The organism is Duganella fentianensis, from assembly GCF_009857835.1.
Lineage (GTDB): Bacteria > Pseudomonadota > Gammaproteobacteria > Burkholderiales > Burkholderiaceae_D > Rugamonas > Rugamonas fentianensis.
Window position 1 is genome coordinate 390531 of sequence record NZ_WWCL01000001.1, and the last position, 12353, is coordinate 402883.

The window sequence follows — 12353 nt, forward strand, 5'->3', positions numbered from 1 at the left end:
CCCCTAAAGAGATGACCATATTTACCAATCCGCCGGCCCGCAAGCTGAGCATGTTCGAATCGACACTGGTGATGCCTGCCATCGTCGATGCGTTCCGCAAGCTCCATCCCCGCGTGCAGCTGCGCAGTCCCGTGATGTTCGTGGTGTTCGTCAGCAGCATCATCACATCGGCGCTGGCCGTCCAGGCTTATTCCGGTCAGGGCGAAGCCCCGTTCGGCTTCATACTGGCGACTTCGATCTGGCTCTGGTTCACTGTGCTGTTCGCTAACTTTGCCGAAGCGCTGGCAGAAGGGCGCAGCAAGGCGCAGGCAGCTTCGCTGCGCAGCCTGAAACAGACCGTGATGGCCAAGAAGCTGTCCATGCCGAGGCATGGCGCGAGCTGGCTGCCGCAGTCGGCCACCGATCTGCGCAAAGGGAATGTCATACTGGTGGAAGCCGGTGACGTGATACCTATCGACGGCGAAGTCATCGAAGGCGTGGCATCGGTCGATGAATCGGCCATTACGGGCGAATCGGCGCCGGTGATCCGCGAATCGGGCGGTGACTTTTCGTCCGTTACGGGCGGCACCCGCGTGCTGTCGGACTGGCTGATCGTGAAAGTCACGGCCAATCCCGGTGAAACCTTCCTGGACCGCATGATCGCCATGGTGGAAGGCGCCAAGCGCCAGAAAACACCCAATGAAATCGCCCTGACCATACTGCTGGTGGCGCTGACCATTGTGTTTCTGGTGGTGACGGTCACCCTGCTGCCATTCTCGCTGTTCTCGGTGGAGGCTGCCAGAGCGGCCGGTCTGGCCAGTTCGCCGATTTCCATCACCGTGCTGATCGCCCTGCTGGTGTGTTTGATTCCGACCACCATAGGCGGCCTGCTGTCCGCTATCGGTGTGGCGGGCATGAGCCGCATGATGCAGGCCAACGTGATTGCCACCTCCGGCCGTGCCGTGGAAGCAGCTGGTGACGTGGACGTGCTGCTGCTCGATAAAACCGGCACCATCACGCTGGGTAACCGTCAGGCCGCCAGCTTTGTGCCGGCGCTGGGCGTGAGCGAACAGCAACTGGCCGACGTGGCCCAGCTGGCTTCGCTGGCCGATGAAACACCCGAGGGCCGTTCCATCGTGGTGCTGGCCAAGAACAGGTTCAATCTCCGCGAGCGGGCGCTGGAAAGCCTGCATGCCCACTTTGTGCCGTTTGCCGCCGCCACCCGTATGAGCGGCGTGGATATTCCGCTGGAAGGCGGTGCCGTGCGCGAAGTGCGCAAGGGCGCGGCAGACGCCGTGCGCAAATATGTCGAAGCGCAGGGCCAGCCGTTCCCGTCCGAAGTGGCACATAGCGTGGAAGACATTTCGCGGCGCGGTTCGACCCCGCTGGTAGTGGCCGATGCTGGCCGCGTGCTGGGTGTGATCGAACTGAAGGACATCGTCAAAGGCGGTATCAAGGAGCGGTTTGCCGAACTGCGCCGCATGGGCATCAAAACCGTGATGATCACCGGCGATAACAAGCTGACGGCTGCCACCATTGCTGCCGAAGCGGGCGTGGACGACTTCCTGGCCGAAGCCACGCCGGAAGACAAGCTGAAACTGATACGCCAGTATCAGGCCGAAGGCCGGCTGGTGGCGATGACGGGCGACGGCACCAATGACGCGCCGGCGCTGGCACAGGCCGATGTGGCAGTAGCGATGAATTCCGGCACGCAGGCAGCCAAGGAAGCCGGCAATATGGTGGATCTGGATTCCAATCCGACCAAGCTGCTGGAAATCGTCGAGATCGGCAAGCAGATGCTGATGACACGCGGCTCGCTGACCACCTTCTCGATTGCGAACGATGTGGCCAAGTATTTCGCCATTATTCCGGCCGCTTTCGTGGGCACTTATCCGGCCCTGAAGTCGCTCGACATCATGCATCTGGCCAGCCCGGCCTCGGCCATCATGTCGGCCGTGATCTTCAACGCGCTGATCATCGTGGTCCTGATCCCGCTGGCGCTCAGAGGTGTGCAGTACCGCGCCATCGGAGCTGCGGCCCTGCTGCGCCGGAATATTCTGCTGTATGGCGTGGGCGGCATTGTTCTGCCTTTCATCGGCATCAAGCTGATCGACATGCTGCTCGCCATGTTCAACTTTGTCTAATCAGGAGCCTCTATGACTACCTCTCAACAATCGCAACTGCGCCCCGCCGTGCTGCTGTTTGCGCTACTGTCCGTGCTGTGCGGTGTGCTGTATCCGCTGGTGGTATGTGGTTTCGTCGGGCTGCTGTTCCCTGTCAAGGCGGCTGGTAGCCTGGTCGAGGCGAACGGCAGGACGGTTGGCTCCAGCCTGATAGGTCAGGCATTTTCGGCGCCGCAGTACTTCTGGAGCCGTCCATCGGCGACCGCGCCGATGCCCAACAACGCTGCCGGTTCTTCCGGCGCCAATCAGGGACCGACCAATCCGGCCCTGGCCGATGCAGTCAAAGGCCGGATCGCGGCGCTGCATGCCGGCGCGGCGGTAGTCGGCATCGCGCCATCGTCCGATCCCGTCCCGGTCGATCTGGTGACGGCGTCGGCTTCCGGTCTGGATCCCGAGATCAGCGTGGCGGCCGCCCTGTATCAGGTGCCGCGCGTAGCGGCGGCACGCCGGCTGGATCCGGCCCGGGTGCGCGATCTGGTCGAGCAGCACCGTCAGGACCAGTTGCTGGGCTTCTTCGGCGAGCCACGGGTCAATGTACTGGCGCTGAACCTGGCACTTGATGCCGGGCGTAGCAGGCTGGTGGCGCAGACGCAGGTAGCTGCGGCGCTGCCTGTGCAGCACTGAAAGCTAGCGTAAAATGCTGTTCCATGTTCTCTAGCGATAAGCAGCGGTCCGACCGCCCCGACCCGGATGCGCTACTGGCGCAGATGCAGGCGCAGGAGCGCAAGGCGGCGCGCGGTAAATTACGCATCTATTTCGGCGCTTCGGCCGGCGTGGGCAAAACCTATGCGATGCTGGCTGCGGCGCGCAAGCTGCTGGCTGCCGGCCAGGCTCCCGCACTGCTGGTGGGGGTGGTGGAAACCCACGGCCGTAGCGAAACGGCGGCCATGCTGGAAGGCCTGCCGCTGCTGCCCTTGCGGCAGCTGGCCTATCGCGGCAAAAGCATCGCCGAATTCGATATCGATGGGGCACTGGAACAGCATCCCGACCTGATACTGATAGACGAGCTGGCGCACTCCAATGCGCCCGGTTCGCGCCATCCCAAACGCTGGCAGGATATCGAAGAATTGCTCGATGCGGGCATCGACGTGTTCACCACCGTCAACGTGCAGCATCTGGAAAGCCTGAATGACGTGGTGGGCGGCATCACCAATATCCGCGTCAGCGAAACCGTGCCCGATACCGTCTTCGATCTGGCGGACGAAGTGGTGCTGGTCGATATCCCGGCCGACGAACTGCTGGCACGGCTGAAAAGCGGGCGGGTGTATCAGCCGGCGCAGGCAGAACGGGCCGCGCGCAATTTCTTCCGCAAGGGGAACCTGATTGCGCTGCGCGAGCTGGCGCTGCGCCGCACGGCCGACCGCATCGAGGATGATGTGCGTGCCTATCGGGTCGAGCAGTCCATCAACGCCATCTGGAAAACCGGCGCGGCCCTGCTGGCCTGTGTGGGACATCGTCCCGGTGGCGAGCACACGGTGCGCAGCACGGCGCGGCTGGCTGGTCAGCTGGGCACGGCGTGGCATGCCATCTATGTCGAGACACCGGCATTGCAGCGGCTGCCCGCAGGCCAGCGGGAGCAGATACTCAGAACGCTGAAGCTGGCCGAGGAACTGGGCGCCGTGACAGCCGTGCTATCCGCCCACGATATTGCTGCCGCTGCCGTCGAATATGCGCGCAGCCATAATCTGTCCAAGATCGTGCTGGGGCGGGCGCACCGTAGCTGGCCCTGGCGCAGCAGCCATAACAAGCGCATCGCTGCGCTGGCGGGGGATCTGGACCTGATCGAGATCGGCGCCGTCAGTCCGCACAGTGCGCCAGCAGGTCGCGACGGCGCTGATGACAAGACCCGCCAGCGCGGCGTGCCGGATCTGGATGAAGCCCAGGAAGCTGGCGATGGTGCAGGGCAGTGGCGCCGTATGCAGGGCTATGTGTGGGCGGCTGTGGCCAGTCTGTGCACCGCCCTGGCCACCACGCCGTTGCTGGCCTGGCTGGATCTGGCCAATATCGCCATGCTGTTCCTGCTGGTGGTGGTGCTGGTGGCGTGGCGCTTCGGGCGCGGGCCATCGGTGCTGGCGACCTGTGTCAGCGTGGCCTGCTTCGATTTCTTTTTCGTGCCGCCACGCTTCGACTTTGCCGTATCGGACTTCCAGTATCTGATTACCTTTGTGGTGATGCTGGTGGTCGGGCTGTTCACCGGCCACCTGACTTCGGACTTGCGCTTTCAGGCGCGCGTGGCTTCCAACCGCGAAGCGCGTTCACGCGCGCTGTACGAATTTTCCCGCGAGCTGTCCGGTGCTTTGCAGACCGAACAGATATTCGAGATCACCCATCGGGCTATACAGCAAGCCTTCCGCGCCCGCGCAACCCTGATCGTGCCGGATGAGCAGGGCCGCTTGCAGACGCCACGATTCAGCACTGCCGATGCCGCGACCTACCGCCATGGAGCGCTGCTGGATATGGCGATCGCCCAGTGGGCCTTTGACCGCGCTGAAAATGCCGGTCTGGGCACCGATACCCTGCCGGCCAGCCGTATCTTCTATCTGCCGCTGGTGGCGCCCATGCGCACGCGCGGTGTACTGGCTATCGAGCCGCAGCACCGGCGCTGGATACTGATACCCGAGCAGCGCCAGCAGCTCGATACCTTTGCCGCACTGGCCGCAATTGCGCTGGAACGCGTGCATTACATCGAGGTGGCGCAGAATGCGCTGGTGAACATGGAGTCTGAACGTCTGCGCAACTCTTTGCTGGCGGCGCTATCGCATGACCTGCGTACGCCGCTGACATCCCTGGTCGGCCTATCCGAGTCGCTAACAGTGGCGCGTCCCGCTCTGGCCGAGGCGCAGCAGCGCACCGCTGTTGCGCTGCATGAGGAGGCGCTGCGCATGAGCACTCTGGTGGCCAATTTGCTGGACATGGCGCGCATCCAGAGCGGCGAAGTGAAATTCAACCTGCAGTGGCAGGCACTGGAAGAGGTGGCGGGCAGCGCGCTGCGCGCCAGTGCTTCGCAGTTACGCGAGCATACGGTGGTGACGCGCCTGCCGGCCGATCTACCACTGGTACAGTTCGACGCCGTGCTGATCGAGCGCGTGCTGTGCAATCTACTGGAAAATGCGGCCAAATATACGCCGGCCGGCTCGCACATCGTGCTGTCGGCGCTGGCGCGTGGCAGCGAGCTACGCGTCAGCGTATGCGATGATGGCCCCGGTCTGCCGGCCGGCCGCGAGGAAATGCTGTTTGAAAAATTTACCCGTGGCGAGCGCGAATCGGCCAAGCCGGGCGTGGGGCTGGGGCTGGCGATCTGCCGTGCCATCATCGAAGCCCACGGCGGCCGGATAGCGGCCGTGGCGTCACCACTGGGCGGTGCCGGTTTCGAATTTACCCTGCCACTGGGCACGCCACCGTTGCCGCCAGAGCCGGACCTCGATGCCCCCGCAGTAACACAGGAATCCTGAAATCATGAGTGAACCATCCCCGACTGCCTTGCTCGTCGAAGACGAGCCACAGATACGCCGCTTCGTGCGCGCCGCGCTGGAAGAAGAGGGCTGGCAGGTGCATGAAGCCGCGTCGTTGCAGCGCGGGCTGATCGATGCCGGCACCCGCAAGCCCGATCTGATCGTGCTGGATCTGGGCCTGCCCGATGGCGATGGCAACAGCTTTATCAGCGATGTGCGCAAATGGTCGCAAGTGCCGATCATCGTGCTGTCGGCACGCGTTAGCGAGGGTGACAAGATTGCTGCCCTTGATGCCGGTGCCGATGACTATCTGACCAAGCCGTTCGGAGTGGGCGAGCTGCTGGCACGGGTGCGCGCCACCTTGCGCCGCCAGCGCCAGCCGCTGGCCGATGCTGCGGGACTGGTGCGCTTCGGCGATGTATCGGTCGATATCAAGGATCGCCGCGTGCTGCGCGCTGGCCAGCCCGTGCATCTGACGCCGACCGAATTCCGCTTGCTGTCCGTGCTGGTCTCCAATGCCGGGCGGGTGATGACGAATGTCCAGCTATTGCGTGCCGTGTGGGGGCCGTCGCAGTCGGAGAATGGCCACTATCTGCGCATCTACATGGGCCATCTGCGCCACAAGCTGGAAGCCGATCCGGCCCAGCCGCGCTACCTGCTGACAGAAACGGCAGTGGGCTACCGTCTGCAACTGCCTGCCGAATAAGGCCGGTTGCCGGCTAGCTCGCGCGCCGTAACAGCAGATAGCCCTGGTCGGAAACGGCAGTCTGGGCAAAGCCCCGTTTCAGCAGCATGGACAGCATGGTGGAGTCGGGCCGGCATGCGGCGATGAGAGCACGCTGCTTGTAGTGCGCGCAGAAAAAATCGACCATCAGATTGCCCAGGCCTTGGCTGCGGTAGCGTGGATCGACCACCATGGCATGCAGTTCACGTGCGAGGACATCCTGCTGGTCCATGCCGAGCAACATCATATAACTGTGTACTTCTCCTTCGAACTCGGCGACCCAGAATTCGATGGGCACAGTGCATTGGCCTCCGCCCCAGACATCGCGCAAGGCGCTACCCTGCAATATGCCGGCGCGGAAGCTGGAATCCAGCGCAGCCTGGCGCACACTGTCGGTGACTACCTGATCAAAGTTGCCACTGGCGCCAGCGAGCGAAGTGAGGCGGATAATCGCCGGTACATCGTCGGGTACTGCCCGTCGTATCGAGGAATCGAGATGGCGCAGGTGGCGCTCGTGTTTGACGCTGCTGCGGATATGGCGCGCATGCTCGAGCAGATGGTCGCGCTGGCGCCGCAGTGCCAGGGCGAGCAGGGCTACGCAGCCATAAAACGCCGCGCTTTGCAGGACGTCGTAGGTCAGCATCAGCGGCGACTGGTGCGGAACCCGCATGATGCTGTAGTCGATCACGCGCGCTGCAGTTGATAAGACTACAAACAGCAGGGCGGGCCAGCGTCCTAGCCACCATGCTGCCATGGCAGTGGGAATGCTCAGGAAAGGGGCATAGGAGATGCTTGCCCCCGTGTCCATATCGAGCAGGAAGATTATGGCTTCCAGCAGCAACAGGCTCAGTAGGAGCTGGCGTGGGCGGAGCCGGCGTAGCCGTTCCGAAAATGATCGTTGGTATAACATTGGTGCTTATATCCCGGGACAACTTGGCTTGGGGTGTCAACAGGGGCTACAGGCTAAAGGACGCACGCCTCAAGAGCAACTTGAGGTTTGTATGCAATTGTATCCTCGGGTTAGTCCATGCGCCACACTGCAGGGTCTGTAGTGTGGCGCGCAGGCGATAGCGTAACTATTTGCTAAGGGTACGCATGGCCCGTTCCAGCCCGTCCATGGTGAGGGGGAACATGCGACGGTTCATCAGCTGGTCGATGATGGAGATGGACTGGCGGTACTGCCAGACGCCGGCCGGCTCGGGATTGAGCCAGACGAATTTGGGGAAGGTAGCGGTAAAGCGCTGCAGCCAGACCGCGCCCGCTTCCTGATTGTTATACTCCACCGAGCCGCCCGGCTGCAGGATTTCGTAGGGGCTCATGGTGGCGTCGCCGACGAAAATCAGTTTGGTATCGGGCGGATATTTGCGCAGGATGTCCCAGGCCGGGAAGCGTTCGGCGTGGCGGCGGCGGTTGTTCTTCCACAGGTAGTCGTACACGCAGTTGTGGAAGTAGAAGAATTCCATGTTCTTGAATTCGCTGCGGGCGGCCGAGAACAGTTCTTCCGTGCGCTCGATATGGTCGTCCATGGTGCCGCCCACGTCGAACAGCATCAGCACCTTGATGTTGTTCTTGCGCTCGGGCTGCATCTTGATGTCGAGGTAGCCGGCGTTGCTGGCGGTGGCGCGGATGGTGGCATCCAGCGCCAGTTCTTCCGCTGCGCCCAGACGGGCGAACTTGCGCAGGCGGCGCAGCGCTACCTTGATGTTGCGTGTGCCGATTTCCCGTTCGCCGTCGTAGTCCTTGTAGTTACGGGCTTCCCACACTTTGACGGCAGTGCGGTTGCCGCCCTTGCCGCCTATGCGTATGCCTTCCGGATTGGTGCCGCCGTGGCCGAACGGCGAAGTGCCGCCCGTGCCTATCCATTTGCTGCCGCCTTCGTGGCGTTCCTTCTGCTCCTTGAGCAGCTCCTGCAGGCGGTCCATCAGCTTGTCGTAGCCGTACTTTTCCAGTGCGGCGCGCTGTTCTTCGCTCAGTTCGCGCTTCATGCGCTGCACCAGCCAGTCCAGCGGTATCGTACCGTTTTGCTCGAAGGCGGCCTGTATGCCTTTGAAATACAGGCCGAACGCGCGGTCGAACTTGTCGAAATGGGCTTCGTCCTTGACCAGCGTGATGCGGGCCAGATAGTAGAAATCATCGAAGGAGGGGGCTATCACCTGCTTCTGCAATGCCTCCAGCAAGGTGAGAAATTCCTTGATGGTGACGGGGATCTTGGCGTCCCTCAGCGTGTAGAAAAAATCGATCAGCATGTCAGACGGTTCCGTGTTGCGCCAGCTTGTAGCGCAGGTGGGCTTTGATTTCCGGCCATTCGCCGGCCGTGATGCTGTACATGACGGTGTCGCGCACGCTGCCGTCGCGGCGCAGGGCGTGGTGGCGCAGCACGCCATCCTTCTTCGCACCCAGCCTTTCGATGGCGGCCTGCGAGGCGTGGTTGAAATTATCCGTGCGCAGGCCGACCAGCGCCGCGCCCAGCGTTTCGAAGGCGTGCGTCATCAGCATCAGCTTGCAGCTGGTGTTGACGTGGCTGCGCTGGGCGCTGCGTGCATACCAGGTATAGCCGATTTCGAGCCGGGCGATGGCCGGCACGATGTCGTGGTAGCTGGTGGTGCCCAGCACCTTGCCGCTGGCCGCATCGAGCACGGCGAAGGCCAGCCGTTCGGGGCGCTGGCCCAGTGCCTTGCTGATGTAGGCGTCCACCTGATCGGGTTCCGGCACGGAAGTGATGCGCAGCTTCCACAGTTCGCCGTCGCTGGCAGCGGCGCGCAGGCCGTCCGCATGCTGCGGACCCAGTGGCTCGAGGCGTACGCCGTGCAGTTCCAGCGTGACGGGCGCGATAGGTGCGGCAGGGTGGGCGAGAGTATGCATCAGCGATTATTCCGTGACATATAGACCAGACGTTCGAACAGGTGCACATCCTGCTCGTTTTTCAGCAGGGCGCCATGCAGCGGCGGCACGATGGCCTTGGCATCGTCGCTGCGCAGGGCGGCAGGCGGAATGTCTTCTGCCATCAGCAGCTTGAGCCAGTCGAGGAATTCCGAGGTGGAGGGCTTCTTCTTCAGGCCCTGTACGTTGCGCAGGTCGTAGAAGGTCTGCAGTGCCTGTGCCAGCAGCTCTTTCTTCAGATGCGGGTAGTGCACCTGCACGATCTGCTCCATGGTGTCGCGGTCCGGGAACTGGATGTAGTGGAAGAAGCAGCGGCGCAGGAAGGCGTCCGGCAGCTCCTTCTCGTTGTTGGAAGTGATGATCACCAGCGGACGGTGTTTGGCGCGCACCATCTCGCGGGTTTCGTAGACATAGAATTCCATGCGGTCCAGTTCGCGCAGCAGATCGTTGGGGAATTCGATGTCGGCCTTGTCGATTTCGTCGATCAGCAGCACTACCGGCTGATCTGTTGTAAAAGCCTGCCACAGCACGCCTTTGACGATGTAGTTATTGATCTCGCGCACGCGCTCGTCGCCGAGCTGGGAATCGCGCAGGCGCGAAACGGCGTCATATTCATACAGGCCTTGCTGGGCTTTGGTGGTCGATTTGACATGCCATTGCAGCAAGGGCATGCCCAGTGCGGCGGCCACTTCTTCCGCCAGCATGGTTTTGCCGGTGCCCGGTTCGCCCTTGATCAGGAGCGGGCGTTGCAGCGTCAAAGCCGCATTCACGGCCAGTTTCAGGTCATTGGTAGCGACGTATTGAGCGGAACCTTCGAAGCGCGGTGTAGCAGACATGGGGCTTTGATTTCTACAGTAAAAAAGGGAAACGTCAGTATAGGGGAGAACGCTAGAGGCGGGGCTCGGATGCTGCGTGCAACAGAGTGCGGGGCAGTGTGTTGTAATGGCAATGAATTGCGTAGCCGCGCAATATTTCTTGAGTTAGAATCGCAAGCTCAATGCAAATGTCAAGTTTTTGCATCCGCGGTAGTATCCGATTACTTACCTTGCACACACTATGAAAAAAATCTCCGCACTCCTCGTGCTCGCTGGTTGCGCTAGTCTGGCTTCAGCAGCTGACCTCGTGGGCAATGCCCAGAATGCCAAAGCAAAGATTGAAATGTGTATCGGTTGTCATGGGATTCCCGGCTACAAAGCCAGCTTCCCCGAGTCGTTCCAAGTGCCTATGATAGGCGGCCAGTCGGCCAAGTTCATCGAAGGCGCGCTGAAGGCCTACCAGAAGGGCGATCGCAAACACCCGAGCATGAAGGGTATCGCGGCCAGCCTGTCGGATCAGGATATCGCGGATGTGGCAGCGTACTATTCGCAGCAAACGGCTAGCGCAAAATAAGGATAGGGACATGAAAAAACTGTTAATCGCACTGGCATGCGCCACCGTGTCCTACTCCGCTGTTGCGGGTGGCAATATCGATGCAGGCAAAGCCCTGACGGAGAAATACAGCTGCTTCGCCTGCCATGGCAAAGACTTCAACAGCCCTATCGATCCCAGCTATCCGAAGCTGGCTGGCCAGCACAAGGATTACCTCGAGCACGCGCTGACTGCCTACAAGCGCGGCGATGCGGCCAACGGCCGTAACAATGCCATTATGGGTGGTCAGGTTAAAGCGTTGAGCGATCAGGATATCCGCGACATCGCGGCCTACCTGCACAGCCTGCCGGGCAGTCTGGTGTCGCACCGCTAAGCGGCTACCAGGCTTACTCAGCCGTCGGGGCCAGACGGGCAGCGCAGCAGATCAGTGATCTGCCGGCGCGGCCCGCTGGCCCCGATGCTTTTAGCGGCGGATTTTCTTTGTTCTTGCCGCTTACAGCAGACGGCGTACCGCTTCGATATAGGCGGCGCCGTCAGGCTGGGTGCCGTTGCGCTGGGCGTTCCAGATCATTTCACCGAGACATTCCATGATGGCGTGCTGGGCGGCGTGGGCGTCATCCAGCTTCAGCGTTAGCGCTGTGGCGGCGGCACGGATGCCGGGCGGCTGGTCGATGGAAATCTGCTCGTCGATCGACAGGTGCATGGACAGATGCAGGAAGGGATTGCTGACATTGCCGCCCGAGTAGTCGCGCGTCAGTGCCTGTTCCACATCGGCCAGCACATCGTGGTATTCGGGGTGGTGGCGTATCCAGTCGCTGGCCATGGCTTCGAGCGGGGTCAGGAGTTCGTTGGCCCGCTGCTTGCGGAAGGTCTCGCAGAAGAAGCGGCGGACGTCGTCGGAAGATGGATTAAACATGGCGGTATTGTACCTGCTAGGCCGTTGCGGGCAGAAATGACAACGGGACAGCATGCTGTCCCGTTGGTGTTTGTTGCGTTGCGATGCCGGCTGTTTTTAGCTGCTTTTGCTGGCTGCAGCGTCGCTACCGGCCGGTGCGGGCGCTGTTTCTGCTGCGTTGCCGCATGGTGCGGCCGGCGTTGCGCTGGCCGTGTTAGCGGTCTGTACTGCAGCCGGCGGGTTGTTGCGCGGCTGGCGCAGATAGCGTGCGCCGTGGCGACGCTCCTGACCGTTGGCGGGCCAGGTCAGGAAACGCGACAGCTCCTGCAAGGCACGCTGATAGACGTCGCGCTTGAATTCAATCACCACATCCAGCGGCACCCAGTAGTCATGCCAGCGCCAGGCGTCGAACTCGGGGTGGTCGGTCAGGCGCAGATTTACATCGTTGTCGCGTGCGCACATGCGCAACAGGAACCAGATCTGCTTCTGGCCACGGTAATGGCCACGGATTTCCCGCTTGATAAAGTGATCCGGTACCTCGTAACGCAGCCAGTCACGCGTGCGACCGACGATTTTTACATGTTCTGCCCTTAATCCGATTTCCTCTTCCAGCTCCCGGTACATCGCCTGTTCCGGCGTTTCTCCATATTTAATGCCGCCTTGCGGAAACTGCCAGGAGTGCTCGCGCACCCGTTTACCCCACCACACCTCGTTCTGGGCGTTTAGCAGGATAATGCCGACGTTGGGCCGAAACCCTTCACGATCGAGCATATTGCACCTCAATACTTTCTGCGACCGAGCTCCCTGCTTATATTTTTGCCCACAAAACCGCACGCCGGCACGTCTTTCGGGGTACGAAAGCGGCCGGACAG

Annotated in this window: 12 protein-coding genes; 6 read left to right on the forward strand and 6 right to left on the reverse strand. The window is 61.8% G+C overall.

What is annotated here, in order from left to right:
• Positions 1 to 11 precede the first annotated feature (11 nt).
• From kdpB to kdpE, 4 genes are read left to right on the forward strand one after another with little or no spacing between them, the layout of a single operon-like run.
• Positions 12 to 2123: a potassium-transporting ATPase subunit KdpB gene (gene kdpB, locus GTP23_RS01785; RefSeq protein WP_161034587.1), complete on the forward strand. Its 2112-nt coding sequence runs from the start codon at positions 12 to 14 to the stop codon at positions 2121 to 2123.
• A 12-nt stretch (positions 2124 to 2135) separates the two neighbouring features.
• Positions 2136 to 2786 carry a potassium-transporting ATPase subunit KdpC gene (gene kdpC / locus GTP23_RS01790; RefSeq protein WP_161033611.1) on the forward strand — a complete coding sequence of 217 codons (651 nt, stop codon included), beginning with the start codon at positions 2136 to 2138 and terminating at the stop codon, positions 2784 to 2786.
• A gap of 23 nt (positions 2787 to 2809) precedes the next feature.
• Entirely contained in the window at positions 2810 to 5614 is a 2805-nt protein-coding gene (locus GTP23_RS01795; protein WP_161033612.1) for a DUF4118 domain-containing protein, read from the forward strand.
• A gap of 4 nt (positions 5615 to 5618) precedes the next feature.
• Positions 5619 to 6320, forward strand: a complete 702-nt coding sequence (kdpE, locus tag GTP23_RS01800; protein ID WP_161033613.1) for a two-component system response regulator KdpE — start codon at positions 5619 to 5621, stop codon at positions 6318 to 6320.
• Between the two features lie 13 nt (positions 6321 to 6333).
• Here the strand turns inward: kdpE and GTP23_RS01805 are convergent, their stop codons facing one another.
• The 4 genes from GTP23_RS01805 to GTP23_RS01820 form a co-directional block, all read right to left on the reverse strand.
• A complete protein-coding gene (locus GTP23_RS01805) occupies positions 6334 to 7179 on the reverse strand; it encodes a GNAT family N-acetyltransferase (RefSeq protein WP_161033614.1) in 846 nt (281 codons plus the stop codon).
• Between the two features lie 235 nt (positions 7180 to 7414).
• Positions 7415 to 8584: a vWA domain-containing protein gene (locus GTP23_RS01810; protein WP_161033615.1), complete on the reverse strand. Its 1170-nt coding sequence runs from the start codon at positions 8582 to 8584 to the stop codon at positions 7415 to 7417.
• Between the two features lies 1 nt (position 8585).
• Entirely contained in the window at positions 8586 to 9200 is a 615-nt protein-coding gene (locus GTP23_RS01815; protein WP_161033616.1) for a GNAT family N-acetyltransferase, read from the reverse strand.
• Positions 9200 to 10054 carry an AAA family ATPase gene (locus GTP23_RS01820; RefSeq protein ID WP_155432862.1) on the reverse strand — a complete coding sequence of 285 codons (855 nt, stop codon included), beginning with the start codon at positions 10052 to 10054 and terminating at the stop codon, positions 9200 to 9202. Before GTP23_RS01820 ends, GTP23_RS01815 begins: the two co-directional genes overlap by 1 nt.
• Before the next feature lie 220 nt (positions 10055 to 10274).
• Here GTP23_RS01820 and GTP23_RS01825 point away from each other — a divergent pair, with 220 nt between their 5' ends.
• The gene (locus GTP23_RS01825; RefSeq protein ID WP_155432863.1) at positions 10275 to 10607 is read left to right on the forward strand and encodes a c-type cytochrome; all 333 of its coding nucleotides are present in this window, start codon (positions 10275 to 10277) and stop codon (positions 10605 to 10607) included.
• Between the two features lie 10 nt (positions 10608 to 10617).
• Positions 10618 to 10959, forward strand: a complete 342-nt coding sequence (locus GTP23_RS01830) for a c-type cytochrome (protein WP_161033617.1) — start codon at positions 10618 to 10620, stop codon at positions 10957 to 10959.
• A 120-nt stretch (positions 10960 to 11079) separates the two neighbouring features.
• Here the strand turns inward: GTP23_RS01830 and GTP23_RS01835 are convergent, their stop codons facing one another.
• Both GTP23_RS01835 and GTP23_RS01840 read right to left on the reverse strand, forming a co-directional pair.
• Entirely contained in the window at positions 11080 to 11502 is a 423-nt protein-coding gene (locus GTP23_RS01835) for a DUF1841 family protein (protein ID WP_161033618.1), read from the reverse strand.
• Between the two features lie 96 nt (positions 11503 to 11598).
• Positions 11599 to 12252, reverse strand: a complete 654-nt coding sequence (locus GTP23_RS01840) for an RNA pyrophosphohydrolase (RefSeq protein WP_229255890.1) — start codon at positions 12250 to 12252, stop codon at positions 11599 to 11601.
• Between the last annotated feature and the right edge of the window lie 101 nt (positions 12253 to 12353).